This is a genomic window from Candidatus Accumulibacter contiguus (genome assembly GCF_012940005.1).
Taxonomy (GTDB): Bacteria; Pseudomonadota; Gammaproteobacteria; order Burkholderiales; family Rhodocyclaceae; genus Accumulibacter; species Accumulibacter contiguus.
This window is the reverse complement of record NZ_SPMX01000011.1, coordinates 1-26,572: the sequence shown is the minus strand read 5'-3', so window position 1 is coordinate 26,572 and position 26,572 is coordinate 1. Positions and strand designations below refer to the sequence as shown.

The following is a 26,572-nucleotide window of genomic DNA, read 5'->3' as shown; positions in this document are numbered from 1 at the left end:
CGCAGTCCGGCAACGAGGGCCACGCCATTCCCATGCTGCAGTCGGTCGCTAAGTGCCCGTTGTCACCGCTTCTGTTGACCTGGATCAGGGCCGCGTCCGCGCGATGCTTTAGCATGCTGGTCACTTGGGCGCTATGGTGCCCTGATCTGACGATTGTTTCAGCACTCAACGGAGAATACTCATGGTCGAAACGCTTAACGAATCTCAGGAGCCTGCTGCGGCAACCGCGGCGGTCACCCCACCTGAAGCGAGCGGTGCAGCAAAGCCGCCCGCCAAGCCCCGCATCGCACGTCGGAAGAAACCCGCAGCAAAGCCGCCCGCCCTGCCACCGGTTGCTGATGCCTCAACAACCGCAGCGCCTGACACCACAACGGCCATGCCTCTGGCTGCCGTTACGGCAGCCACGCCGGCGACCGTCGATCCGCAGCCGCGAATGGAGTTCTCTCGCCGCCTGGGAGATCGCCATTTGCTGGATTCCGACGCACTGGAAAACATTGACCGGATGACCAATGTGGCGCTCGGTCAGTTGAGTGGCGGAATTTCACCAGCATCGCTGGCGATGGCTTATCTCGACTGGACGGTGCATCTGGCGGCATCGCCCGGCAAGCAGTTTCAACTGGCAGCCAAGGCGACCCGCAAGGCGATGCGCCTGGGCGCCTATGCCCTGTCTTCGGCAATCACGGGTAACGCCGAGCCGACCATCAAGCCACTGCCCGGCGACCATCGCTTCGATCATCCGGGCTGGCAACGTTTTCCCTACAACGTGATCTACCAGGGCTTCCTGCTCAATCAACAATGGTGGCACAACGCGACCACCGGCATTCGCGGCGTTTCCAAGCATGGCGAAGCCGCAGTCTGGTTCACCGCCAAACAGATCCTCGACATGACGGCACCATGCAATATGCCGCTCCTGAACCCTGAAATCGTTGAAACCACGATCAACGAGCGAGGCGCCAATCTGTCACGGGGTGCCCAGTTCTATGGTGAGGACATGCGCCGCTCGCTGCGTGACGAAAAACCGGCCGGAGTCGAGGCGTTCAAGGTAGGAGAAAATCTCGCCATCACGCCGGGCAAGGTGGTTTATCGCAATCTGCTGATGGAGCTGATTCAATACTCGCCGACCACGGATACCGTCCAGCGCGAACCCGTCCTGATGCAGTCGGCATGGATGATGAAATACTACATCCTCGACCTGTCGCCGCACAATTCGCTGGTCAAGTACCTGGTGGATCAAGGCCATACGGTGTTCATGATCTCGTGGCTCAACCCCGGCGCGGAACACCGCAATCTCGGCATGGAAGATTACCGCAAGCTGGGAACACTGGCCGCCATCAACGCCATTTCGGACATCCTGCCGGGGCGCAAGATCCACACCGTCGGTTACTGCCTGGGCGGCATTCTGCTGACCATTGTCGCCGCTGCGATGGCTCGCGACGGGGATGACCGGCTGGCCAGCGTCACCTTGTTCACCACCATGACCGACTTTACCGACGTCGGTGAAATCAACGTCTTCATGGATGCCAGCGAAGTGACCCTGCTCGAGGACATGATGTGGCAGAAAGGTTATCTGGGACACAAGCAGGTCTCCGGTGGCTTCCAGATGCTCAAGTCCGCCGATCTGATCTGGTCGAAGATGGTGCGCGAGTACTATCTTGGGCAACGCGAACCGATGTTCGACCTGATGGCCTGGAATGCCGATGGCACGCGCATGCCGTATCGCCAGCACTCCGAGGTTCTGCGCCGGCTGTACGTGGACAACGAACTGTTCCAGGGCAAATACCTGGTCGACGGGCGCGCCATCTCGATCAGCAACATCCATGTGCCGATGTTTGCCGTTGCTGCCGGGGCCGACCACGTCGCGCCGTGGCACTCGGTATACAAGCTGCACCTGCAAAGCGATGCGACCGAGCTGACTTTCGTCCTCACCAGTGGTGGCCATAACGTGGGCATCGTCAATGAGCCGGGGCGTCCGCGCCGCTCCTTCCAGCTCAGCGTTTGCCGGGAAGGTGAACGCTTCCTGGATGCCGAGACCTGGAAGGCAAAGACGCCGGTGTATCAGGGGTCGTGGTGGCCGGTGTGGCAACAATGGCTGCAGCGGCATTCCTCCGGCAATGAAGCCGCACCACCGATGGGAGCGCCCGACAAAGGCTATGTTCCGCTCTGCGACGCACCGGGAACCTACATCTATCAGGTTTGAGGATCAGCAACTTTCGCAATTCCCTGCCTGATAGTTGTCCCGCATCGTACGTTTCAAGGTCTTGCCTGCCGCGTTGCGTGGAAATTCGTCCATGATCTTCAACGCGTGCAGGCGCTGGTAACGGGCGTCGACACGCGCGTTGATCCAGTCACGCAGTTCGCAGGCGCCAACCGTCGCCCCGTCGTGGAGCAACACCGCAGCAACCGGCGTCTCGCCCCATTTTTCATGCGTCACGCCGAATACCGCCACCTCCCTGACATCCGGATGACGCGCAGCGACTTCTTCGATGTCCCTCGGGTAGATCTTGACGCCGCCGCTGTCGATCATGTCTTTCTTGCGGTCCACCAGATAGAGGTAGCCCTCGCCGTCGGTATAGCCCAGATCGCCGGTAAACAACCAGCCGTCGCGGATCGCCTGCGCAGTCAGGTCGGGGCGGTCGTAATAGCCCGACATCAGCGATGGTCCACGACCGACGATCTCGCCGACTTCTCCGGGCGGCGCGTCGCTGCCGTCTTCCCGGACGATGCGCAACTCGTAAAAACACGGCGGAGAGCCGACCGAACCGGCCTTGCGCAGCGACTGCGTCTTGTCGAGAATGGTCCAGAAACCTTCAGTCAGTCCGTAGAGTTCGTAGAAGCGGTCAGGCAACAGGCGATTGAGCAGATCCTTCTGTTCCTGATACAGCGGCGCACCCAGCGAAAGGATCATTTGCAGTGAAGAGAGCCGTTCGGCAGAGAAATTCGGCGAGTTGAGCACGGCAATGATCTGCGCCGGCACCATCATGGTATGCGTGACGCGCTCGCGAGCGATGATTTCGATCGCTTCTTCCGGATCGAACTGGCGCTGCAGGACGTAACGTGCGCCCAGATAGAAGCAAGGCATCATGGTCACGAAGGCGCCATTGAAGACGATGGCACCAGTATGCAGTACCACCGATTCGGGGCTCATTCGCCATGCCGAGGCGAACAAGGTGCAATACATCGAGCGCACGAAATGCGTGTGCATGATTCCTTTCGGGAGACCAGTCGTGCCGCTGGTGTACATCACATTGAACAGGTCATCCTGAGCGATCGATACCGGTTCCAAACGTCCATCCGGAGAGTTCCCGAACGGGGCCGTATAATCCGCGTAGTCGGCCCATGGGCCGTCGATCATCAGCACGTGCGCAGCCGTCAGCCCTGGCAACTCGTCGCGAATCTGATCAACCATCGGCGCCATCGAGCGCTGCGTGATCAGACATACGGCACCTGAATCACGCAGCAGGCTGGCCAGACCAGAAGCCATCAAGAGCGGACTCAGGGGTACCAGCACTGCACCGATCGACGGCACCGCCCAGTAGATTTCGAGCAGTTCCCGACAGTTGCTCAGGACCGTCGCCACCCGCTCACCTTTTTGCACCCCGAGCGATTGCAGCAAGCGGGCGCAACGGTTGACGCGCGCGTCAAACTCGCACCAGGTCAGACGTTCCTGCTCAAAAACGACGGCGACCTGATCCGGTCGGAACGTCGAGTGATGTTTGATCAAGCTTGCAAGTTGCAGCATTTCCCTTCCCTCCAAGAAACCGCGCCATGCGTGGCCAATCGCGGCAACCCGCCCGGTTCAGTACATTCCTGACTCGTCGAGAGCGAAACCGCCCCCCCTCAGCCTGGCTGGCCCGCACCCGAGCGTTCTTCGCCGCCACGCTATCGCAGCGCAACAAAACGTTACTATACAACTCAACTTCGCCCGCCAGTGTAAAGCCCTGCGCAAACCCTGGCGCGGCTCGACGAATAGCGGCAACAAGCCCTCCGGAAAGCCATTTAACTGACGATTCGTGGCGCTTGCAGCCGCCTGGAAAATAATCCTTTCGAGAACTGTCAAGCGGGGTGAACAATTCCCGTACAGAGGAGTAGAATGCATTGTGCGGTGCGGAAAAGTGCTCGCTTGCAGCCGTCGTTCGGGCGCCAGCATGCATACCACCAGGTACGGCTGCTAGCGTTTGCTGTGCGAGTTGGCGAGCTTCTGAACTGCGCCAAGTGCGATGGCTGTTCGCATCGTTTTTCGGGAAGGAATCACCGGTGTCCGTTCTTGCGGCGGAGCCAAGGTAATCGTGGGTCGCCGACTGCGGTCTGGCCCGTTTTGACTGACGTTAATTTGGAGGTTGGAAAATGAATGCTCTGCTAAGGGAAATGCCTGATTTCACCACGAGTTGGTGGAGGTATACGCTGGCCATGATGCGCGCCACGAATCGCGAAGTCAGCGAGTTTAATGACAATCTCTTCATTGCCGCTCACATCGCCATGACCGCGGCCCGTGACAACCCGCTGAGCATGATGGAGACCTTCGAGATCCTCGAACACAACGTTGCCATGGGGCGCAAGGGTCTGGCCGGGATGCAGGCAAAGATGGCCGACTACTCTTTCGACCAGATCGAAGAAGGGACGCGCGCTTTCCTGAACACCATCCTCAATTCGGAAGGCGAAAAGCTGGGCGGCTACATGCGCCGCGAAGCCGAAATCATGGAGGCAGTCTCCAACTTCAATGAGCAGATCGAAGCCATCGCCGATGAATTCGGCTTCCATTTCAACACGGCGAATTACAAGCTGGTCCATGAAACGGACGCCTTCGAGCTCTATCAGGTATTGCCGCTGAAGGCGGGCGTTGAAGTTCGCAAGGATCTCAAACCAGTCATTCTCGTGCCACCGTACATGCTGGGGGTACACATCCTGGCGTTCCTGCCCTTCGAGAACAAGAGTTACAGCCACTCGTTCGCCAACGAGGGTATCCCGACCTATGTCCGTGTCGTCAAGGACATCATGAACAATCCGAAGGTCCAGACGCTCACGCCAGACCAGGACTGCGAACAGACGCGCGAGCTCTGCGCCAAGGTCATGGAACTCAACAGCGGCAAGAAAGTCACCCTCAACGGCACCTGCCAAGGCGGTTACATCTCCCTGATGAACATTCTGTCGGGTAAACTGAAAGATGTCTGCGACGCCTTGATCACCAACGTGACCCCGGTTGACGGCACCTATAGTGATGCCATCAGCGGCATGCCGACGATGCACCACGACTTCATCACCACGACCTTGCCGAGCGGCAACAAGGTCGCCAATGGCTACCTGTTGAGCCTGGGAATGCGCTTTGTCGCCATCGACCGGGAAACCCCGCTGGTCAAGGTGCTCGATCAGGTTTCACTGCACCGCGCCACCGACCTCAACCCCGGCAAGACACCGGCTGCCCTCTTCCGCTGGCTGCTCAAGGAACGTGTACACCTGCCGCTGGCGATCGCCAACATGAGTTCGCACACCTTCCAGGATCCGATTGCCGATGACGGTACGCTGCCCGTACAACTCTTTGGTCAGCCGCTGAATATCAAGAATCTGATCGATCTCAATGTGCCCTGGTATCAGAATTATGCGATCAAGGACGACCTGGTCACGCCACCGTGTGCCACCGCCGGCAACAAGTTCCTGGAAGGCTGGAATGGCCTGGAGTCGGTCGCTTTCTTTGGTGGTCACGTGGCCATCCTGACCAGTCCTCATGGCAAGAAAGCACCGGTCACCGGCACCTTCAAGGACGCCAACGGCAAGGATTCCCGCGGTCCGGTGAAATTCCAGCTGGACATCTCCTGATACCGCATCGTAGCTGACAGCAAGCAGCGCCGCAGCCTGAACATCCAATCGTTCAGGCCGGCGGCAGCATCTGTAACGAATGACGGCGCCAAACAAGGCGTCGTCAGCGTTAAGTGTCCGTGATTCCGGTTTTCCCCAACCCCGAGACGCAAGTCCCGACCCAGAGTACCAGGGAGAACCTGCGCCTCGTCACAGGTTCTCGAATCCATCCCTATTGAGCCCGGAGATTTTCTTTATGACCTACGTCAACATTACCGCCGAAGTGCGCGGAAAAGTCGGCCTGATCACACTCAACCGCCCGAAGCAACTGAATGCCCTGAACGATGACTTGATGGACGAACTCGGCAATGCGCTCAGCAGCTTCGAGGCCGACGAGAACATCGGGGCGATTGTCATCACTGGCTCGGACAAGGCCTTCGCTGCCGGTGCCGACATCACCGTGATGCAGTCGCTCTCGTTCATGGAGGCGTACAAGGGGGACTTCATCACGCGCAACTGGGATACCCTCAAGAGCTGCCGCAAGCCGGTCATCGCCGCCGTCGCCGGCTATGCCCTGGGCGGCGGTTGCGAATTGGCGATGATGTGCGACATCATCCTGGCAGCCGACACCGCTCAGTTCGGCCAGCCCGAAGTCCGCCTCGGGATCCTTCCTGGAGCGGGTGGCACGCAGCGCCTGCCGCGCGCGATTTCCAAGGCCAAGGCGATGGAATTGTGCCTGACCGCGCGCACCATCGACGCCGTGGAGGCTGAACGCGCCGGGCTGGTTTCGCGTGTCGTCCCGGCCGACAAGCTCCTCGATGAGGCGATGTCGGCTGCCACCAGGATCGCCGGTTTCTCGTTGCCGGTGGTGATGATGATCAAGGAATGCATCAATCGCTCCTATGAAAGCTCGCTGTCCGAGGGCCTGCTCTTCGAACGCCGCACTTTCCATTCGGCTTTTGCCCTCGACGATCAAAAAGAAGGCATGGCGGCTTTCGTCGAGAAACGCAAGGCTTCCTTCACCAATCGTTGACCTATGGCGCAACGGCCCCGCCCGAGCATCCCGTGCGGGGCCTGCGCTCAACAGTGGGCCAGATCGACGGCATTGTGAATCGTGATCTGGTCCACCCAGGCCTTGGCGTAAACCGTGCTGTAGATGTTCGAACAGGCAGCGACTTCGAGGGTCAGCGTGACCGTACGGTTGGCAAAGCGTGCCAGGTCGATCGCCGCCTGGCGCAGCCATTCGGTTTCCTGGTGGACCATGCCGATGGCAGTCACCTCGTCAACCACCTGGCCATCAATCAGGACACGGAAACTCGCACTGGTGTAATCGTTGACCCCGGCACTGAGATCCAGCCGCCGTACGTAGCTGAGTTCAGGCTGCGAACCCAGTTTGATCCGCCGAGAAATCGACTGTGCCCGTGCGCCAAGGGCACCGCGGTCGCCTGACGAGGCGTGGCCGTAGAGCATCGATCCACCCCGGAAGGCTCGCGGGTCGTCAAGCAGCAATTCCCATCCCGACCCTTCCCAGCCGGACGTTTTCAGATTCGCTTCGGGAGCTGCCGAAGCCGACCGCTGCGAGATGCCCTTCAATACACCGGCAGCCTCCAGCGCCGTCGAAATGATTCCCGGAACGTCGATGCCAAGCGGCGCCTTGCTGTCCGGTCGGCGACTGCTGGTACCCGGTTTGAGCAGGCCCGCTGCTTCCAGAGAGGCCGAAATGATGCCATGCACGTCGAGGCCGAATGGCCGGCCGGTTCCGGAACGCTGCTCCTGCGCACCGGATGCGTAGTCCTCCGGCCCGCTTTTTTGCGTGGCGTCTTCTTTGCAGGTACGCTGACCAAAGTCGATCGTGCTGGCACTCCCGGCAGTCGACGCACGGGCAGATCGCCCTGCTTCCTGCCCAGCCGTGGCCGGGTCACGCGCACTGGCCGGGCGCTCGGCAAGGAGTCCCCAGAAGTCGGCAATCCGGTGCGTCGAAGAAATTCCGACGGCGTTGAAGAACGGGGCTGCCGTGCCGCACTGATGGGGTTCGGCGCCCGGATCCAGAGCAGCACCGTGTGACATGCCGGTGACCGTATAGGACTCGATCAGTTCGTCGCCGCCGGGTCCCTGCCAGACTCGACGCGGATAGCCATCGACCGTCATCTGGATCGTCGGCTGCAGGTCGAGGCCATGGATGTCCGCCCATTGCTTGATGGTTTCTTCGGCGTTGACCGGCTTGACGGCGGTGTCGGCATCGCCATGCCAGACCGATACCCTGGGCCATGGCCCCTGGTGCGGCGATGCTGCCCGCACCAGTTCGCCCCACTCCCTGGACGAACGCGAGCGCCCCTGGAAGATGCTTTCGAGACCCTCTTGCAAACCCTTGGCCGTACGGTAGGGCACGCCGGCAATCACCGCACCGCCTGCGAAAACCTCCGGATAGGTCGCCAGCATCACATTGGTCATCGCCCCGCCAGACGAGGTGCCGGTGACGTAGACCCGGCGACGATCCAGGCCGTGATCACTGAGCATCCGGTCGACCATCTGTTTGATCGACAGTGGTTCACCCTTTTCGCGGTCATTGTCTTCCGGTTTGAACCAGTTGAAACAACGCAAGGGATTATTGTTCCAGTGCTGCTGCGGGAACAACACCGCAAAGCCGTAGCGATCGGCCAGTGTCGACCAGCCGCTCCCCTTGTTGTACGAAGCCGCGCTTTGCGTGCAGCCATGCAGCACGACCACCAGCGGGGCATTCGCCGGCAAGCGATCGGGGACATAGCGGTACATCCGCAATTCGCCGGGATTCGACCCGAATGCAGTGACTTCGAGCAAGCGGTTCTCTTGCGCGTCCACCTGCTCCGACCAGGCTTGCACCGCGGTCAGCGCCGACAGGAGTTTCTCCCAGCGACTTCCATGCGGCGTCTTCGCCGCGAGTTCTGCCATCTTCTTGATGGCGGCCACTTTATGGCCCAGTTTGTTCAACATTGGCGTACTCCTGTCATCGGACAAGGTGGTCAACAGACCGATCTCGAGCAATTTCCGGACCGGCAAGAAAACGGTGTGAAGGAGGCCCGGATCGACCACTCCACCACGTTGGGGATCAAGCCAGGCCGGCGGAGCAGCGTCCGGGGCCAGGCCATAGGTATGACTGATCACGGCGCGCCGGCCTTGCCAGCAAGCACTGAATTGCAGCGAGGCGACCGGGCAGCCGCGGTTGATCGAGACGCCGAACAGTTCGCTGGCAACGATTGGTCGCGTCTCCTCGGCACAAGCCAGTTCCAGCAGGCCGGCCAGCGCCTCACCGAAGGGCAGCCCATCCAGGCGGATCGAGAATTCGGGACGCTTCTCGGCGTTTTCATCGACCCTCGCCGGACCGAAGAGCACTCGCGGCGCGTTGCCACCCGCTGCTACCGCGTTCGGCCGCAGATCGGCATAACAACGAATGGCCTCGAGGGTCTGCGACTGTTGTGGTGCAGCCATCGCCCCGATCAGCAGATGGGCGGCGTACAGCGGACTCGCCGGCGGCGAGCCGCGCCCTCGCGGTCCAGGAGCGACCAGCCCGCCGGTGACCATCAGCGTAACGCGGAAGCGCAGGTCGCGCCGCGACTCGCCGAGAATGTCGGCGAGCCGCTCGCTGAATTCATAACGTGCCAGTCCATTTACCATGTAACAACGATAACACGCCTCCTGCAGAATTGCACGTAATTATTTAGTAAGTGACGATAAATAATTTTCGGCCGGATTCCTTTCGCTGCCGGAGCGGCCAAAAAGACCGACGGCAAGTTAGTCGGACCTCGCCACCTCCGGTTCCATGCAGTCACCCGGAAGGCGGGATTATTGTAAGATTCGGGAACGCTTCCTCACTTGCCACCCCGACCAGGCACTCGCTCCCAGGAATCTACGAGAATGATCGATCTGTACACCGCTGCGACCCCCAACGGGCACAAGATCTCGATTGCCCTTGAGGAACTCGCCCTGCCCTACACGATGCACACGCTGAACCTGTCCAAAAGAGAACAAAAACAGCCGTGGTTTCTGGCCATCAATCCGAACGGTCGAATTCCCGCGATCGTCGATCGCGCAGAAGACGATTTTACGGTCTTCGAATCCGGCGCCATCCTGCTCTACCTGGCGGAAAAAACCGGCCGCCTGATTCCTGACGACACCAAAGGCCGCTCACGGGTCGTGCAGTGGCTGATGTTCCAGATGGGCGGGATCGGACCGATGATGGGCCAGGCCAACGTCTTCTTCCGCTACTTTCCAGAGAAGATCACGCCCGCGATCGACCGCTATCAGGGTGAGTGCAAGCGACTCTTCCGGGTGCTGGATGGTCATCTCAAGGAGCACGAGTTCCTTGCCGGCGACTACTCGATCGCCGACATCGCCAACTGGGCCTGGGTGCGCACGCATCGCTGGTCAGGAGTTGACATCGATGACCTGCCGCAACTGCAACGCTGGCTTGAACAGATCCGCCGCCGCCCGGCGGTGCAGAAAGGAATCAATACACCACCATCGGAGATTGATCGCGACGCCGACGACGAGCAGGCGCGGCAATTTGCCGAGAAAACGCGCCAGATGGTCGAAATGGGCCAGTCGCTCCAGACCGGCGTCTGAGACAACACGGATTCAATCGCGGCAGCAAGCACCACTATCCACCCGGCCGCAGGCAGAGCGAGGGCACCATGAAACTTTTCATCTCGCCACGCACACCGAATATTGGCAATTGGCTTGGCGCAGCAGGGGCACCGCCCTGCCAATACACCACAGATCGAACCCAGGAATTAGGGATACGCGGGTATAATCGGCACTTCCGTCACCAGTAGAGAGATCACGAAAATGGGCCTAGATCGCGTGCCTTCCGGCAAGGCACTTCCCAACGATTTCAACGTCATCATCGAGATTCCGATGCATTCCGATCCGGTGAAGTACGAAGTGGATAAGGATAGCGGCGCGGTTTTCGTCGATCGATTCATGTCCACCGCCATGCACTACCCGTGCAACTACGGCTACATCCCGCATACCATCGCCGGCGATGGTGATCCGGTCGATGTGCTGGTGGTAAGCCAGTTTGCCCTGCCCCCCCGGGGTGGTCGTGCGCTGTCGCCCGATCGGTATGCTGGCGATGGAAGACGAAGCCGGACCAGATGCCAAGCTGCTGGCTGTCCCGGTCGATAGTCTGTCGTCGATGTATCGCGACATCGAGTCGCCGCGCGATTTTCCGCAGGTCATTCTTGACCAGATTGCGCACTTTTTTTGCCCACTACAAGGATCTCGAGCGCGGCAAGTTCGTCAAGGTTGCAGGTTGGCTCGGCAGTGACGAAGCCAAGAAGGAAATCATGGAAGGTGTCAAGGCGTACGCGGATGCCAAAGAGAAGCCGGCATTCTGAACGATTCCTCTGCTCACGCTGATCGGGGGCGCGCGAGCGCCCCTTTCGCTGGTACCTGCGCCCATGTCTCTGAAAATTGCGATTGCCCAGATCAATGCCACGGTTGGCGACTTCGCCGGCAACCGAAAGCGCATCCTCGATTTCGCCGAACGCGCCCGGCAACAGGGTGCCGACCTGCTGCTGACGCCGGAGCTGGCGCTCTGCGGTTACCCACCCGAGGACCTGCTGCTGCGCGACGACTTCTGTGCTGCCTGCGATCGCGAACTCGATACTCTGGCCGCCAGCCAGCCTGGCACCGATGGCATCGCAATCCTCGTGGGACACCCGGAGAAACGCGGCCTGCACTGCTACAACGCAGCGACGCTGATCAACGAAGGCAGGCGGGTGGCCACCTATTACAAGCAGCGCCTGCCGAGCTACGAAGTGTTCGACGAGGAGCGCTATTTCGACTCCGGTGACGACCCCTGTGTTCTGACGCTCAAGGGCGTTCGCTGCGGCGTGAATATCTGCGCCGACGTATGGGAAGCCGGTGCGGCCGATCTGGCTCGCCAGGCTGGTGCCGAGATCCTGCTGGTCCTCAACGCCTCGCCTTACCACATCGGCAAACGCGAGCGGCGCACCGAAGTCCTGCGTCAGCGCACCGCCAGCACCGGCCTGCCGGTAGTGTACGCGAATCTGGCCGGCGGACAGGACGAACTGGTCTTTGACGGTGGCTCGTTCGTACTGGACTCACAAGGTGCGCTCTGCTGCCAGTGGGCACAGTTCGAGGAAGCGCTGGGCATCGTTGACTTCGTCGATGGCCAACCGCAGCCGGGACCCATCGTTCCGGCGCCGTGTCTCGAAGCCGAGGTCTATCAGGCGCTGCTCCTCGGAGTCCGCGATTACCTCGGCAAGAACGGTTTTCCCGGCGCCATCATCGGCCTGTCGGGTGGCATCGACTCGGCGCTGACGTTGTGCATCGCGGTCGACGCACTGGGCGCCGACAAGGTCCGTGCGGTGATGATGCCTTCTCCATACACGGCCGAGATCAGTCTCGCGGACTCGCGCGAGATGGTCCGCCTGCTTGGCGTACGCTACGACGAAATCGCCATCGAACCGGCGATGCAGACGCTCGGCGGCATGCTCGACAAGCAGTTCGCCGGTCTGCCGGCTGATACCACCGAAGAAAACCTGCAGGCCAGGATTCGCGGCATGATCCTGATGGCGATCTCGAACAAGACCGGTTCGCTGGTACTGACCACCGGCAACAAGTCGGAAATGGCCGTCGGTTACTGCACGCTCTACGGCGACATGGCCGGCGGCTTCGCTGTGATCAAGGACATTGCCAAGACGCTGGTCTACCGTCTCGCGCGCTGGCGCAATACCGTCGCCTACGCAATCCCCGAACGGATCATCAACCGCCCGCCATCGGCAGAATTGAAACCCGACCAGACCGATCAGGACAGTCTGCCACCTTACGAAGTGCTCGACGCCATCGTCGAGGCGTACATGGAGAAGGATCTCAGTCCGCGTGAAATCATTGCCCGCGGTCATGCCGAAGCCGATGTGCGGCGCGTCGTGCATCTGCTCAAGATCAGCGAGTACAAGCGACGGCAGGCTCCGGTCGGCATCCGTGTCACGCAGCGCGGTTTCGGGAAGGATTGGCGCTATCCGATCACCAACCGCTACCGCGACCTCTACTGATGGCGATCGCGAGTCTACTGATCACTTGCGGATGCCTGATTTCTGATACGATTTCCTTACGATCTTCCCTGGAGCAGAGGCCATGAAAAAAATTGAAGCGATCATCAAACCATTCAAGCTCGACGAAGTCCGCGAGGCGCTGTCGGAAATTGGCGTCACCGGCCTCACCGTCACCGAAGTCAAGGGCTTTGGCCGCCAGAAGGGCCACACCGAACTCTATCGCGGGGCGGAATACGTGGTCGATTTCCTGCCCAAGGTGAAGATCGAGATTGTCGTTTCCGACAGCGCGGTCGACAATGCCATCGACGCCATCGTCAAGGCTGCGCGTACCGGCAAGATTGGTGATGGCAAGATCTTCGTCAGCACCGTCGAGCAGGTCGTGCGCATCCGCACTGGCGAACTAGACGAGTCGGCGATCTAAAAGCGCTCCGCAGCAGGAACGGCCTGCTGCGGGCCGTTCTCGAAGAGCAGTTTTTTCGCTTTCTCTATCCGTTTGGTCAGCAAGAGCTGGTGCGGCGTGACCGGTATTTTTGCACAGCCTCCCATACCAGTCATTCATTTGCGATTGTTTAGCGGGATCTGCCGCCCCCCTTCAGCAACACCCACAAGGCGCCATCACCGCCGTCGCTGGGCGGTGCGTGGCAGAAGGCCAGCACATCCTTGTAGCGACTTAGCCAGGCCTTGACCAGGTGGCGCAGAACCCCTTCCCGCCCCGGCGAGCCGTGGCCGCGACCGTGCACGATGCGCAAACAGCGCTTGCCGGCAGCCAGCGCTTCGGCAACGAACAGCGACACCTGCTCGTGCGCCTCGTGGCGGTTCATGCCATGCAGATCGAGATGATCCTGGATGCTCCAACGACCACGGCGCAGGTCACGCAGCAGGGTGCGCGGCAGGCCGCTGCGCAGGAACGAGTCGGCACCGCCAAGGTCTAGCCAGTCGTCGATGGCCAGCGGTCCGTGCAGCAACTCGGCCACCACCGCCGCTTCGTCGAGTTCGCGCTGCCGCGGTCGTGAACTTGGCTTGGGCGCTTCCAGGATGACCCGATCGAGCTTGCGCAAGGGCGTTGCGCCGTCGACAGCGGCGCGAAAAGCGGCCAGATCCTCCGGGCTGGGTTGCGGTCGCAGCGTCATCGCAGACATCGCTCCTCACGCCGGCAATGCCTCAGCCCGCCAGTCCAAGACTGTCCAGGTAGCGTTCGGCATCGAGTGCCGCCATGCAGCCGCTGCCTGCCGAAGTACAGGCCTGCCGGTAAATGTAATCCTGCACGTCTCCGGCAGCGAAGACGCCGGCAATCGACGTTGCCGTGAAATTGCCGTGTTGCCCGCACTGGGTCAGCAGGTAGCCGCCTTCCATCGCCAGTTGGCCGACAAACAGGTCGGTGTTCGGCTTGTGGCCAATGGCGATGAAGACGCCCAGCAATGGCAGGTCCTCGGTAGTATCGGTGAGCTTGTCGCGGATGCGCATGCCGGTCACTCCGGACTGGTCACCAAGCACTTCTTCCAGCGTGCAGTTCCAGCGGATCGTGACCTTGCCGGCTTTTTCCTTGGCAAACAGCTTGTCGTGCAGAATCTTTTCACCACGTAGCTTGTCGCGGCGATGCACGAGGGTGACGTGACTGGCGATGTTCGCCAGGTACAGTGCCTCTTCGACCGCGGTATTGCCACCGCCGATGACGGCGACCGGCTGGTCACGATAGAAGAAGCCGTCGCAGGTCGCGCAGGCGGAAACACCACGGCCGGCAAAGGTTTCTTCGGACGGCAGGCCCAGGTACTGAGCCGAAGCACCGGTGGCGATGATCAGCGCATCGCAGGTGTAGGTGCCCGAATCGCCGATCAGCGTAAACGGCTTTTCGGTCAGTCGGGCGGTGTGGATGTGGTCGAAGACGATCTCGGTTGCGAAGCGACGGGCATGCTCTTCGAAACGCTGCATCAGCTCCGGTCCCTGCACGCCCTGCGCGTCGGCCGGCCAGTTGTCGACGTCGGTCGTGGTCATCAACTGCCCGCCCTGCGCCATGCCGGTGATCAGCACCGGTTTGAGGTTGGCGCGCGCCGCATAAACGGCGGCGGTATAGCCGGCGGGCCCGGATCCGAGGATCAGCAGGCGGCAATGGCGGGTGGCTTGGGTCATATCGATGGGCTCTGGTAGTGAATCACGGAAAAATTATAACCGGCAACGCCGGCCGTTTCGCGCTGAAGTTTGTCGCTCGACGATTTCTTTCTTTGACGACGCGAAGTCGATTCGATATACTCCCGGCTTCGTTGGCCAAGTAGCTCAGTTGGTAGAGCAGCGGACTGAAAATCCGCGTGTCCGTGGTTCGATTCCGCGCTTGGCCACCAATAAAAACAAGCAATTAGCCCGATCCAAAAGGTCGGGCTAATTGCTTTTTATTTCTGTGTAGGCGATGTGTAGGTTTCTGGGGGTAACACACCGGCAGGTGCGTCGTTGGATCAGCGCAGACTAAGAGAAGGTCTGGCTCGCCGAGTCGGGCAGGGCTTCGGGTAGGTTCGCAAGATGGTGGCATGCTCGGCCGTTGCGGACGGAAAGGGATGCCGCCGACCGTTCGCCTACTACCCCCTCTGCAGAAGCAGTGCTTAACGGGTACTCTCTGCAAGAGGCCGGTGACTTTGCCCGCAGGCGCGTTGGGTGCTACACAGTATGCCGGCGGCAGCTGCGACCACTGCGCCAAGCACCACACCAGGCCGGTCGTCCGGGGACAGAGGAAGCACCGGGGAAAGTGGAAGCGATCCACCGGCGCGCCGCCCGCTACGCCTGGGCGCTGTTGCTCGCGCGGATCCATGAGGTCTTCCCGCCCCCTGCCTTGACGGCCATGTACCGGGCTTCATACACTTCTGAGGCTCCGTTGGATTTCTATCCGCTTTCAAACGAAGGGAGTACGAAGGCTATGTCCATGCAGCCAGCAGTAGAAGCCTACACGGTGCAGGATTACCTGCAATGGGAAGGTGATTGGGAGCTGATTCACGGCCAACCGGTTGCAATGGTCCCGTCGCCTAGCTTCGATCATCAGCAGGTAAGCGCCGCCGTATTTCGGCAACTTGACGAATCGCTCGACGATTGCCCGTACTGCCAAGCGGTGTTTGAAATAGACGTGGAATTTGCGCAAGACACCGTCGTCCGACCCGACGTGCTGGTGATCTGCTACCAACCTGAAAGTGAACGGCTGACCCGCGCCCCTGATCTGATTTTCGAAGTCATCTCGCCCAAGACTACCCGCCGGGATGAAGTTGTCAAATTCGAACTTTACCGCACGGAAGGCGTACCCCATTACGTGCTGGTCTACCCGGAAGCGAAAAAGGCCAAAGTGTGGCGGCTTGTGGAGGGGGAATATCGCAAGGTCGGCGACTTCCACGACGAAACTCACTGTTTCAAACTGTCCAAATGTGCCTTCGATTTCGACTTCAGCCGCCTGTGGAAGCGCAAGGGTGGCCAACCGTAAACGCATACGCTGCGAGAAATCTCCGCGCAGGCCTTTGCCCAAGCCCGGAAGCAGGTGTCGGCTATCGCCTTCGGGCTGCTCAACGAGCATTTCCTCGCCTTGGTCGATGCGCAATTCGGCTTTCCTCTCGGGCACGGGTTGCGGGTGGTGGCCGGCGATGCCAAGGTCCTGCGCCTGACCCGGTTCGGCAAGCCATTCGTCCGCCCTGTGGTCGACGCCATGGGCTTCGCGCTCTATCTGCCCGGGATCGAGAGGACTCTGGCCACCAAGCGCTAGACTCCCGACGTCGGCGAGCGCCAGAGGCTCTTCGAACCCCTCGACAAACTCCACCCCAACGACCTTCTGGTGCTCGACCGCGGTTAGCCGGCCTCCTGGCTCTTCGCCGCCTTGTGGCAGCGAGGACGCCATTTCTGCATGCGCGCGGACAGCCGCAATTTCAGAGTCATTGAAGCCTTCCGCCGATCCGGCCTGGCCGAACAAATACTGGCGGAAGCTCAGGGATTTGAACCCTGGATACCTTGCGGTATGCCGGTTTTCAAGACCGGTGCAATCGACCACTCTGCCAAGCTTCCTGCACGGCGCTGGAGACTGGGCACTGCTCCTGTGAGGAGCGGCCACGCGTCTGCAGCAGCGCGAATGATAGCACGGCTGCCACTCTGCCAACGTAGTCGGCGAGCCTTCGCAGAATTTCCAGCTTTGCGCTACCTCAACAGCGGGACGACCCGCTCCGGGGAGCGGATCGAGCAGTTTGCTCCGCTGGCTCAGGCGAAGCGGCGAAGCGCCAGTATTGAAACTTTTCCGTTAATTGGCTAGTCTTAAGCGCGTAATCGCATTTCCATCAACAGGAGGAACACCATGCAACCCCAATTTCAGATGACCGGCCAGGCCAGTGGCGAACTTGCGCTGCAGCAGAACCGGGTTCTGCGCAATACCTTCATGCTGCTCGCCTTGACCATGATTCCAACCGTCCTCGGCGCGCTCGTCGGCGTACAGATGCAGTTCTCGTTCCTGTCTGGCAGCCCGATGCTGTCTTTCCTGCTTTTCCTCGGTATCGCCTTCGGTTTCATGTGGGGCATCGAGCGCACCAAGGACAGCGGCGTGGGCGTGCTGCTCTTGCTCGCGTTTACCTTCTTCATGGGCTTGATGCTCTCACGCATCCTGCAGGTGGCGCTTGGCTTCAGCAATGGCGGTTCGCTGATCGCCATGGCCGCGGGCGGGACGGGGGTGATCTTTTTCTCGCTCGCCGGGGTGGCCACGGTGACCAAGAAGGATTTCAGTTTCCTCGGCAAATTTCTGTTCATCGGCATGATCGTCGTCCTGCTGGCAGCCGTGGCCAACATCTTCTTCCAGATCCCGGCCTTGTCGCTGACCATCTCGGCAATCGCGGTGATGGTCTTCTCTGCCTACATTCTCTATGACATCAGCCGGATCATCACCGGTGGCGAAGACAATTATATTTCGGCGACGCTGGCGGTGTATCTCGACATCTACAACGTTTTCGTCAGCCTGCTGAATCTGCTGATGGCCTTCAGTGGCGATCGCGATTGATCGTGTCCTGCACAGAAGGGCGGCCTTGGCCGCCCTTCTTCATTCAGGCGGCAGAAATGCGCCGCCCTGCAGCATGTGCGTACCGGAGCGACCCGGGATCTCGGCAAATATGACGTTGTGACGCGGCAGGGTCGCGAGCTTGCGCGAACTCAGCAGGTCGCGCAGAGCAACCAGTTGATAACCCTGGTTTTTCCACTCGACGAGCAGACGCTCGAAAGCATTGCCGAACTTCATCCCCTCCAGTTCGGCACGCAAAGTGAACACGTGCTCGCCGCCGGTATTGCCGGTCTCTTCGAGAAGCCGCTCGACGGCCTGATCCACAGACGCGGCTGCCGGAAGCAGCAGTTCGTCGAAGGTGGGTAGCGTCGTCGGAAGTTGCGGGCAGTGCACGAGTTCGCCGTCAATGACCGGGATGAACGGGAATTTCCCCCGGCAATCGCTGGCGTAAGCAAAGCCCAGGCGTTGTGTCAGGCGCAGAGCATGGCGATTCATCCGCCAAGCGGCAGCGCCGTGCGCCTGCGGTGGCTCGCCGAAAAGCGCTTCGAAACGTCGGTAGGCCTGCGCCATTTGGGCTTCGATCCAGGCGTTGTCGGCAGTGTAGACGCGGCTTTCCCAGCGCACGCGATTCCAGGTGTGGATGGCGACTTCAAAACCGGCAGCATGTGCCTGCCGCATGCTCTCGGCGCCGCGCCTGCCGATATCCGGTGCCGGCAGGAGCAGCCCGTAGAGGCGAGTGCGGAGATCGTAGTAACGGCCTGGCGAGGCCTGGCGCGTTTCCCGACCGCTGCAGTCCGGACCGAGCGAGAAAAAGAAACTGCCGGCAGCGTCGTGCCGCTGCAGCATCTCGATCAACGCCGGCACACCAACCAGCGTGCCGCGGCAGGTGTCGACGTCGATCTTGAGGGCGATTCGCTTCATCGGCACGGGAACCGTGGCTGTGTTCTGGCAAAACCTGCCGGCGATCGCCGAGCGCGCTCAGACAAGGAGCAGGCCGACGGCGACCTTGCGTCCTTCACCGATCAGAATGTTGTAGGTGCGACACGCGGCCGGAACATCCATCACTTCGATCCCCTTCTGTGCTCGCAGCAATGGTCGCATCAGTTCCGGGCTCGGAAAGCGCAGCCGCTGGCCAGTACCCAGCAGAACGACTTCGGAATCCAGTGCGGCGAGCAGTTCGATATCGGCGACGCTCAGTGTTTCGAAAGTCGCCTGCGTCCAGTTTGGCAGCAGGCGATCGGGCAGCACCAGCAGATTGCAGTGGTGACGGACGCCGTTCACGCTGACGTAGTCTTCTCCGTAAGCGGTAAAAGTGTTCAGACCGCTGGTGTTCTCGAGTTGCAGTTTCATGAAAATTGCGGTGCGCAATACGATAAAGTAGGATTATAGCTTTTTTGCTGATCACGTTCAGACGCCGGCAACGCGCAATCACTGCCTGTGCCACATGCTGATCGATGGCTCGTCAAGAACGCAGACCATTTCCAGAGACTGAATCATGAGAGAGTTTTCGCGCATCAAACGCTTGCCCCCCTATGTGTTTAGCATCACCGCCGAGTTGAAGATGGCCGCCCGTCGGCGCGGTGAAGACATCATCGACATGAGCATGGGCAACCCGGACGGCCCGACGCCGCAGCACATCACCGACAAGCTGGTCGAAGCGGCGCTGCGCGAGAATACGCACGGCTATTCGATTTCCAAGGGGATTCCACGCCTGCGGCGAGCGATTTGCGACTGGTATCAGCGGCGCTACGACATCAGCTTCGACCCGGACAGCGAAGCCGTGGTGACCATCGGGTCGAAGGAAGGCCTCGCGCATCTGATGCTTGCCACCCTGGATCGCGGCGATACCGTCCTGGTGCCCAACCCGTCGTACCCGATTCACATCTATGGGGCGATCATCGCTGGCGCCGACATCCGGTCGGTACGCATGACGCCGGATGTCGACTTCATCGAGGAGGTACAACGCGCCATCCGCGAGTCGATTCCGAAACCAAAAATGATGATTCTCGGCTTTCCGAGCAATCCGACGGCGCGCTGCGTAGACCTGGATTTCTTCGAGCGTATCGTGGCTCTGGCCAGGCAGCACGACATTCTGGTGGTGCATGACCTGGCCTACGCCGACATCACCTTCGACGGTTACCGGGCACCCTCGATCATGCAGGTCGAAGGCGCACGCGAGGTCGCCGTCGAATTCTTCACCATGTCGAAGAGCTACAACATGGCCGGTTGGCGGGTCGGCTACATGGTTGGCAACCAGGAACTGTGCAACGCCCTGGTGCGCATCAAGAGTTATCACGACTACGGCACGTTCACGCCGATCCAGGTCGCCTCGGTGATCGCGCTTGACGGTCCTCAGGACTGTGTCGAGGAAGTGCGCCAACTTTATCAGGGTCGTCGCAACGTGCTTGCCAAAGGGCTGCACGAAGCCGGCTGGATGGTCGAGATACCCAGGGCGTCGATGTACATCTGGGCGAAAATTCCCGCTGCCTATCAGCAGATGGGTTCGCTCGAGTTTGCCAAGAAGCTGCTCAACGAGGCGCGGGTGGCGGTGTCTCCCGGTATCGGTTTCGGCGAGTACGGCGACGATCACGTGCGTTTCGCGCTGATCGAAAACGAGGAACGCACCCGCCAGGCGATTCGCGGCATCAAGGACATGTTCAGGAAGGACGGCCTGCTCTAGGCCAAGACAATGAAAGCGATACGCAAATCAAACAAGCTGGACAACGTCTGCTACGACATTCGCGGCGCCGTGCTGCAGAAGGCCAAGCAGATGGAAGACGAAGGCCACCACATCATCAAGCTGAACATCGGCAACCTGGCGGCTTTCGGCTTCGAGGCACCCGAGGAAATCCAGCTCGACATGATCCGCAATCTGCCGAGTGCGGCCGGGTATGCGGATTCGAAAGGCATTTTCGCGGCGCGCAAGGCGATCATGCATTACACGCAGCAGAAGCATATCAAGGGCGTCGTGCTCGAAGACATCTACATCGGTAATGGCGTCTCCGAACTGATCGTGATGGCCATGAACGCCCTGCTCAATGCCGGCGACGAGGTGCTGGTGCCGGCGCCTGATTACCCTTTGTGGACGGCTGCGGTGAGCCTGTCGAGCGGCACGCCGTGCCATTATCTCTGCGATGAAGCGAATGACTGGCTGCCCGACCTCGACGATCTGCGCGCCCGGATCACACCGCGGACACGCGCGCTGGTGGTGATCAACCCCAACAACCCGACTGGCGCGCTGTATCCGGACAGTGTGCTGCGCGAGATGGTCGCCATCGCCCGCGAACACGGCCTGATCATCTACGCCGACGAAGTGTATGACAAAGTCCTCTACGACGGCGCCACGCACACGGCGATTGCCTCGCTCTCGCAGGACGTACTGACGGTGACCTTCAACGGCCTGTCGAAAAACTACCGTTCCTGTGGTTATCGCGCCGGCTGGATGGTGATTTCCGGCGACCTGCGCGAGGCGCGCGACTACATCGAGGGCCTCGACATGCTCGCCTCGATGCGCCTGTGCGCCAACGTGCCGGCACAACACGCCATCCAGACCGCGCTCGGTGGCTATCAGAGTATCGACGATCTGGTTGCGCCGGGAGGCCGCATGTGTCGCCAGCGTGATCTCGCGTATCAACTGATCACGGCCATCCCCGGAGTCAGTTGCGTCAAGCCAAGGGCAGCGCTGTACATGTTCCCGCGCCTCGATCCGCGGATCTATCCGATCGACAACGATCAGGAATTCATCGCCGAACTGCTGCAGGAAGAGCGCGTCCTGCTGGTCCAGGGCAGCGGCTTCAACTGGCCGTCACCCGATCACTTCCGCCTCGTCTTCCTGCCGTATGAAGACGATCTGCGCGATGCCATTGCCCGCATCGCGCGTTTCCTCGCCGCTTATCGCAAGCGCGCCGGAACACAGGCGTAGCGCGGCATGTCCACCCCGCAGCTTCCTCACGGTCGCTTTCTCCACGACCTTACTCCTTACTTCTTACTCGTGACTGCACTATGAAACCTATCCACGTTGGACTTCTCGGGATCGGCACCGTCGGTGGCGGTACTTACGCCGTTCTCCAGCGTAACGCTGAAGAAATCACCCGCCGCGCCGGCCGCCCCATTCAGATCAGTGTCGTTGCCGACAAGGACCGCGAACGGATCCGGCAGCTCACCGGTGGAAACTGCCGGATGACCGACGACGCCTTTGCGGTGGTCAGCGACCCGGAGGTCGACATCGTCGTCGAGTTGATCGGCGGCTACGGGGTCGCCAGGGAACTCGTACTGCAGGCGATCGCCAATGGCAAACACGTGGTCACCGCCAACAAGGCCTTGCTCGCCAGGCACGGCAACGAGATTTTTGCCGCTGCCCAGAAACAAGGCGTGATGGTCGCTTTCGAGGCCGCCGTCGCTGGCGGCATCCCGATCATCAAGGCACTGCGCGAAGGTCTCACCGCCAACCGCATCGAGTGGATCGCCGGCATCATCAACGGCACCACCAACTTCATTCTCTCCGAGATGCGCGACAAGGGCCTGTCCTTTGCCACGGTGCTCCAGGAAGCGCAGCGCCTCGGCTACGCCGAGGCCGATCCGACCTTCGACGTCGAGGGCGTGGACGCCGCGCACAAGCTCAGCATCATGTCGGCGATCGCTTTCGGCAACTCGATGAGCTTCGAGCAGGCGCACATCGAAGGCATCAGCCAGCTCGACGCGGCCGACATCCGGTACGCTGAACAGCTCGGCTACCGCATCAAGCTGCTCGGCATCACCAAACGCACCCCCGAGGGCGTCGAGTTGCGCGTGCATCCGACCCTGATCCCCGCCAAACGGCTGATCGCCAACGTCGAGGGGGCGATGAACGCGGTCCTGGTCAAGGGCGACGCCGTCGGCGCCACGCTCTACTACGGCAAGGGCGCCGGCGCTGAACCGACCGCTTCGGCGGTCATCGCCGATCTCGTCGATGTCACGCGCATGCATACCGCCGACCCCGAGCACCGCGTCCCGCATCTCGCCTTCCAGCCCGACGCGATGGTCGATCTCACGATTCTGCCGATCTCGGAGGTGGTCAGCAGCTACTACCTGCGCCTGCGCGTCGAAGACCGCCCAGGGGTGCTTGCCGACGTGACGCGCATCCTCGCCGACGACGGCATCTCGATCGTCGCCATGATCCAGCGCGAACCCGGCGAAGGCGAAGAGCAGACCGACATCATCATGCTCACCCACAAGACGGTCGAGCGCAACATCGACACCGCGATTGCCGGCATCGAGGCGCTGCCGGCAGTCAAAGGCCGGATCATCCGTTTGCGGCTGGAAGAATTGCTGTAAGAAGACCAGAATTCGCCTCAGCAACGAAAAAATCAGCTGCAGTGCGGGTTTACGAGAGGCTTGTGAGAGTGAGTACATGCCGAACAACGAATCCATCCCCGCATTGAATGCTGCCTTGACGGCCGATCAGTTGCGCAGGCGCTACATCACTGCTCTGTCGCTCATCGCGCTGCTCACCATCGCCTCCCAGATCGTCGTGCAGTATCTGATTTCCGATCAGGCTTATACGAGGTGAAACAGGAACGAAAACGGCTCTCCGTGCCGAAACCGTCGCCTTGAGTATCGCCTCGGCGCCCACCGACCCACCTTGAAGAGCGTACCATGACTACCGTCACCGACGTCAACACACAGGCCGCTTCCGGCCTGATCCATATCGATGCCCTCTTGAATACAGGCCCCGGCTGGAACTGGCTGACCCCTGCACGCAACACGCTCTTTTATACCTTCGCACTGAACGGCGGCAATAGCAGCGACATGGGCAGCCAGATCAGCACCACGCCGGTGGCCTTCAATGCCACACAGCAGACTGCCGCGGTGCAGGCCCTGCAGCGACTGGCGCAAATCACCGGCATCCACTTCGTGGCCACCGCCGACGGTGCTGCAGCCGACATCCACTTCGCTGCTGCCGACATCATCTCCAGCAGCACTGCGGGCCTTTGCACAACGCGCAGCAACTATGCTTTCGACGGTAACAACACGATCACTGCGTACACGGCGGACGCCTACATCTATCTTGACAACGCCAACTTAGCAGCCAGCAACAACGCGCCCATTGCAGGTTCGAACGGCTACGAGGTGCTCCTGCACGAGCTGGGCCACGCCCTGGGACTGAAGCACTCCTTTGAAGGCAGCGTGCGCCTGAGCAGAGCCGACGACAACACGGCGAACACGCTGATGTCCTATACCCATGTCGGTGGGCCCTACCGCGACTATTCACCCTACGACATCGCGGCACTGATGTTCCTCTATGGGGGTGACGGTCTGGGTGGCGCGCTCGGCCAGGGCGGCAGCGGGCAGTACCTGGTGGGCACCGCCGCTGCCGACGCCCTGACCGGCAGCAGTGGCAACGACCTGCTCGAAGGCAAGGCCGGCGACGACAGGCTGAGTGGTGGCGCCGGCAAGGACGCCGCCACTTACAGCGGTCCTGCCGACCGCTATGCGGTGGGCGTGGTGGACGGCGGCTGGTCGGTGGGTGACACCTCTGGCAACGATGGCCACGACCTCCTGTACGGCGTCGAACGCCTGCATTTTTCCGACCACAAGCTGGCGATCGACATCGATGGCAATGCCGGAACGACCGCCAAGATCCTGGGAGCAGTATTCGGCGCAGCCTCGGTCGACAACCTCGCCTATGTCGGCATCGGACTCGGCCTGCTCGATGGCGGCATGTCCTACCAGGATCTGATGCAACTGGCGCTGGATGCCCGGCTCGGCACAGGCGCCAGCCACGAGGCGGTGGTGACTTTGCTATACACCAACGTGACCGGCGGCGCGCCCCCGCCCGACGCGCTGGCGTTCTTCACCAAGCTGCTCGACAACGGCACATACACACCGGCCAGCCTGGGTGTGATGGCCGCCGAAACCCCGCAGAACGCGATCAACATCGATCTCGTGGGGCTCTCCGAAGTCGGCATCGGGTTTGTCTGATTGCCAAGATCAAAGCACCTGGTTCACCAGACGGTCCGCGCGCGTTCGCGCGAGGCGTTTGAGGATGCGCTGCACCGGCGCCGGGTAACTGTCGATATCATCTAGCGAGCGGTAATCATCGAGTCGGCGCGTGTGCGCCAGGATGCGATCGAGTTCCGCATGGTGCTGAGCGATCAGACGGCGCTCGGGATCGTGGATCAGCAGCCCGTTTTCGAGATCCAGGCGCCAAGCGCGCGGATTGAGGTTGCTGCCGGTGATCAGCGCGTAATCGTCGTCGACCAGAAGGCCCTTGAGATGAAAGCTGTGCTTCTCGTGGCGCCAGAGTTGCAGATCGAGCAATCCCTGGGCGACGGCGTTCTGGTGAGTCTTGCAGAAGCGGCGAAGATTGGTTTCGTAGAGGTAAGGCAGTGCGCCAATCGTCGTGAAGGGCTCTTCAGGAGGAATGTAGAAATCGTTGGCGGTCTTGTCGCCGACGACGATCGTCACCTGGCAGCGCTGCCGGATTTTTTCGTCGATGGCCCGGCGAACCACGCGGGGCAGGTTGAAATAAGGGGTGAACAACACCAGACGTCGCTCGGCGCGCTGGATCAACTGCAGAATCACTGCGTTGAGTTGGTTTTCGCGACTACCGAAACCGAGCAGCGGCGTGATTCCCACTTCGCCGCTGCCGATAGCCCCGGCAACGATGTGGTAGCGACTTTTCGCAAGAAGCCGGCGAAGCTTGACAATCGCACCGCGCAGAGCAGGCGTTTTTGGCCGCGACTCGGTATTGAGAGGGCATACCGCCGCATTGACCTGCAGGATCCGCGTCAGCAGCGAAGCCATGCTATCGGCAAGAGGGCGATTCTCGATCAGATGATAGCGATCGAGGCGATAGCGATCCTGGCGATACAGATAGACGTCATTGATGCTGGCGCCGCTGTAGAGCAGGCTGTCATCGATGACGAAGCCCTTCAGATGCAGTACACCCAGCCATTCCCGACCCTGCACCGGCACGCCGTAGATCGGGACGCCAGGGCCGAGGCGGCGAGCCATTTCAACGTAGAGGGCAGCATTGCCGGCGCTTGCCAGCTTGCCGATCAGGCCCCGCTGAGCACGGTGCCAATCAACGAAGATCGCGATCTGCAGGTATGGGCGCGCTGCTTTGGCGGCATACAGGGCCGCCAGCAGTTCTCGGCCGGATTCATCATCCTGCAAATAGAGCGCCGAGATGAGGATTCGCTGGCTGGCCGTGGCAATACGTTCGAGAAGTGCCGCACGGAACTCGCGCGGACCGAACAGGGTCAGGACACCCGCCGCCGCCACGGGGATGCAGGGCAGACCTTCCAGGCCGATCGCAGACTGACGATGGCCACGCAAATGCTGCACCACTGCTGCCAGGGCGCTGCTCATCGGAAGGTGCGCAGGAGTCCGATCGATGAGTGCCGATCAGGGTGCATATTGGTCGAGGTAATCGTGCACTGCCAGGGCTCCCAGTTGATATACGTCGCGCGAAGACTCTTCGATGCGGCTTTGCTGCTCCGGAGAAAACCGGCGTGCCAGATGCGTTCTGAATTTCTCGACCAGCACGGGAATACCTTCGGCACGGCGACGACAGTGCCCAAGCGGGTACTCGGAGATCAGTTCTGCTGTCCGGCTACCATCAGCGAATACGACTTGCACGGCGTTGGCGATCGAGCGCTTGGCCGGGTCCAGGTAGTCCGCCGAAAACCTCGGTTCTTCGCTGACCTCGATCTTCGCACGTAGCGCGTCGATGCGTGGGTCGNCA

The 26,572-nt window shown here is 60.8% G+C and carries 21 protein-coding genes, 2 tRNA genes and 2 pseudogenes; 16 read left to right on the top strand and 9 right to left on the bottom strand.

Translation table 11 applies throughout. The features are described 5' to 3' along the window. The first annotated feature begins 181 nt into the window (after window positions 1-181). Entirely contained in the window at window positions 182-2,197 is a 2,016-nt protein-coding gene (locus E4Q08_RS05350; protein ID WP_248594717.1) for a PHA/PHB synthase family protein, read from the top strand. A 3-nt stretch (window positions 2,198-2,200) separates the two neighbouring features. Here E4Q08_RS05350 and E4Q08_RS05345 read toward each other — a convergent pair whose 3' ends face one another. After that, window positions 2,201-3,739 carry a class I adenylate-forming enzyme family protein gene (locus E4Q08_RS05345; RefSeq protein WP_034912453.1) on the bottom strand — a complete coding sequence of 513 codons (1,539 nt, stop codon included), beginning with the start codon at window positions 3,737-3,739 and terminating at the stop codon, window positions 2,201-2,203. A gap of 605 nt (window positions 3,740-4,344) precedes the next feature. Here E4Q08_RS05345 and E4Q08_RS05340 point away from each other — a divergent pair. Next, window positions 4,345-5,811, top strand: coding sequence for a polyhydroxyalkanoate synthase family protein (locus tag E4Q08_RS05340; protein ID WP_169069618.1), 1,467 nt, complete (start codon window positions 4,345-4,347; stop codon window positions 5,809-5,811). 235 nt (window positions 5,812-6,046) lie between these two features. Next, window positions 6,047-6,823: an enoyl-CoA hydratase gene (locus E4Q08_RS05335; protein ID WP_034909634.1), complete on the top strand. Its 777-nt coding sequence runs from the start codon at window positions 6,047-6,049 to the stop codon at window positions 6,821-6,823. Between the two features lie 47 nt (window positions 6,824-6,870). Here the strand turns inward: E4Q08_RS05335 and E4Q08_RS05330 are convergent, their stop codons facing one another. Next, the gene (locus tag E4Q08_RS05330) at window positions 6,871-9,441 is read right to left on the bottom strand and encodes an extracellular catalytic domain type 1 short-chain-length polyhydroxyalkanoate depolymerase (protein WP_169069617.1); all 2,571 of its coding nucleotides are present in this window, start codon (window positions 9,439-9,441) and stop codon (window positions 6,871-6,873) included. Window positions 9,442-9,681: 240 nt separating this feature from the next. On the opposite strand from E4Q08_RS05330, the gene E4Q08_RS05325 reads away from it, so the two are divergent. The 4 genes and pseudogenes from E4Q08_RS05325 to E4Q08_RS05310 all read left to right on the top strand — a co-directional run bounded on the left by E4Q08_RS05325 (window position 9,682) and on the right by E4Q08_RS05310 (window position 13,266). Next, window positions 9,682-10,389 (top strand): glutathione S-transferase family protein, encoded by a 708-nt coding sequence (locus E4Q08_RS05325; RefSeq protein WP_169069616.1) that lies wholly within the window; start codon window positions 9,682-9,684, stop codon window positions 10,387-10,389. Window positions 10,390-10,611: 222 nt separating this feature from the next. Next, window positions 10,612-11,162: pseudogene (gene ppa / locus E4Q08_RS05320) on the top strand (inorganic diphosphatase). Between the two features lie 63 nt (window positions 11,163-11,225). Further along, window positions 11,226-12,845, top strand: a complete 1,620-nt coding sequence (locus tag E4Q08_RS05315) for an NAD+ synthase (RefSeq protein WP_034909139.1) — start codon at window positions 11,226-11,228, stop codon at window positions 12,843-12,845. 82 nt (window positions 12,846-12,927) lie between these two features. Beyond that, window positions 12,928-13,266 carry a P-II family nitrogen regulator gene (locus E4Q08_RS05310; protein WP_034920839.1) on the top strand — a complete coding sequence of 113 codons (339 nt, stop codon included), beginning with the start codon at window positions 12,928-12,930 and terminating at the stop codon, window positions 13,264-13,266. Window positions 13,267-13,414: 148 nt separating this feature from the next. Here the strand turns inward: E4Q08_RS05310 and E4Q08_RS05305 are convergent, their stop codons facing one another. Together E4Q08_RS05305 and trxB are read right to left on the bottom strand one after the other, a co-directional pair. Continuing rightward, window positions 13,415-13,975 carry a Smr/MutS family protein gene (locus tag E4Q08_RS05305; RefSeq protein WP_248594716.1) on the bottom strand — a complete coding sequence of 187 codons (561 nt, stop codon included), beginning with the start codon at window positions 13,973-13,975 and terminating at the stop codon, window positions 13,415-13,417. A gap of 31 nt (window positions 13,976-14,006) precedes the next feature. After that, a complete protein-coding gene (gene trxB / locus E4Q08_RS05300; RefSeq protein WP_169069614.1) occupies window positions 14,007-14,972 on the bottom strand; it encodes a thioredoxin-disulfide reductase in 966 nt (321 codons plus the stop codon). Window positions 14,973-15,105: 133 nt separating this feature from the next. Between trxB and E4Q08_RS05295 the strand changes: the two genes are divergently transcribed. The 3 genes from E4Q08_RS05295 to E4Q08_RS05285 all read left to right on the top strand — a co-directional run bounded on the left by E4Q08_RS05295 (window position 15,106) and on the right by E4Q08_RS05285 (window position 16,575). Beyond that, a tRNA-Phe gene (locus tag E4Q08_RS05295) sits at window positions 15,106-15,181 on the top strand. Between the two features lie 398 nt (window positions 15,182-15,579). Beyond that, window positions 15,580-16,299 carry a Uma2 family endonuclease gene (locus E4Q08_RS05290; protein WP_308240067.1) on the top strand — a complete coding sequence of 240 codons (720 nt, stop codon included), beginning with the start codon at window positions 15,580-15,582 and terminating at the stop codon, window positions 16,297-16,299. A 54-nt stretch (window positions 16,300-16,353) separates the two neighbouring features. Beyond that, on the top strand, window positions 16,354-16,575 hold the full coding sequence (locus E4Q08_RS05285) for a hypothetical protein (RefSeq protein ID WP_169069613.1): 222 nt from the start codon (window positions 16,354-16,356) through the stop codon (window positions 16,573-16,575). A 208-nt stretch (window positions 16,576-16,783) separates the two neighbouring features. On the opposite strand, the gene E4Q08_RS05280 is transcribed toward E4Q08_RS05285, so the two are convergent. Further along, window positions 16,784-16,871: transfer RNA gene (locus tag E4Q08_RS05280), tRNA-Ser, on the bottom strand. 283 nt (window positions 16,872-17,154) lie between these two features. Between E4Q08_RS05280 and E4Q08_RS05275 the strand changes: the two genes are divergently transcribed. Continuing rightward, window positions 17,155-17,847 (top strand): Bax inhibitor-1/YccA family protein, encoded by a 693-nt coding sequence (locus E4Q08_RS05275; protein WP_034916141.1) that lies wholly within the window; start codon window positions 17,155-17,157, stop codon window positions 17,845-17,847. Window positions 17,848-17,886: 39 nt separating this feature from the next. Here the strand turns inward: E4Q08_RS05275 and E4Q08_RS05270 are convergent, their stop codons facing one another. Both E4Q08_RS05270 and E4Q08_RS05265 read right to left on the bottom strand, forming a co-directional pair. Further along, the gene (locus E4Q08_RS05270) at window positions 17,887-18,765 is read right to left on the bottom strand and encodes a polysaccharide deacetylase family protein (protein ID WP_169069612.1); all 879 of its coding nucleotides are present in this window, start codon (window positions 18,763-18,765) and stop codon (window positions 17,887-17,889) included. Between the two features lie 57 nt (window positions 18,766-18,822). Further along, window positions 18,823-19,194: an Mth938-like domain-containing protein gene (locus E4Q08_RS05265; RefSeq protein WP_034916152.1), complete on the bottom strand. Its 372-nt coding sequence runs from the start codon at window positions 19,192-19,194 to the stop codon at window positions 18,823-18,825. Window positions 19,195-19,339: 145 nt separating this feature from the next. On the opposite strand from E4Q08_RS05265, the gene alaC reads away from it, so the two are divergent. The 5 genes from alaC to E4Q08_RS05240 all read left to right on the top strand — a co-directional run bounded on the left by alaC (window position 19,340) and on the right by E4Q08_RS05240 (window position 24,804). Continuing rightward, window positions 19,340-20,524 (top strand): alanine transaminase, encoded by a 1,185-nt coding sequence (alaC, locus tag E4Q08_RS05260; protein WP_034916145.1) that lies wholly within the window; start codon window positions 19,340-19,342, stop codon window positions 20,522-20,524. 9 nt (window positions 20,525-20,533) lie between these two features. Further along, the gene (locus tag E4Q08_RS05255) at window positions 20,534-21,766 is read left to right on the top strand and encodes a pyridoxal phosphate-dependent aminotransferase (RefSeq protein WP_169069611.1); all 1,233 of its coding nucleotides are present in this window, start codon (window positions 20,534-20,536) and stop codon (window positions 21,764-21,766) included. An 80-nt stretch (window positions 21,767-21,846) separates the two neighbouring features. Then, window positions 21,847-23,157 (top strand): homoserine dehydrogenase, encoded by a 1,311-nt coding sequence (locus E4Q08_RS05250; RefSeq protein WP_169069610.1) that lies wholly within the window; start codon window positions 21,847-21,849, stop codon window positions 23,155-23,157. 76 nt (window positions 23,158-23,233) lie between these two features. Further along, entirely contained in the window at window positions 23,234-23,392 is a 159-nt protein-coding gene (locus tag E4Q08_RS05245) for a hypothetical protein (RefSeq protein ID WP_169069609.1), read from the top strand. 86 nt (window positions 23,393-23,478) lie between these two features. Beyond that, window positions 23,479-24,804 carry a matrixin family metalloprotease gene (locus tag E4Q08_RS05240; protein ID WP_169069608.1) on the top strand — a complete coding sequence of 442 codons (1,326 nt, stop codon included), beginning with the start codon at window positions 23,479-23,481 and terminating at the stop codon, window positions 24,802-24,804. A 9-nt stretch (window positions 24,805-24,813) separates the two neighbouring features. Here the strand turns inward: E4Q08_RS05240 and pssA are convergent, their stop codons facing one another. Beyond that, window positions 24,814-26,196 carry a CDP-diacylglycerol--serine O-phosphatidyltransferase gene (gene pssA, locus E4Q08_RS05235; RefSeq protein ID WP_169069607.1) on the bottom strand — a complete coding sequence of 461 codons (1,383 nt, stop codon included), beginning with the start codon at window positions 26,194-26,196 and terminating at the stop codon, window positions 24,814-24,816. Window positions 26,197-26,232: 36 nt separating this feature from the next. Continuing rightward, window positions 26,233-26,572 (bottom strand): annotated as a pseudogene (prpD, locus tag E4Q08_RS05230) (2-methylcitrate dehydratase); the annotation flags it as partial.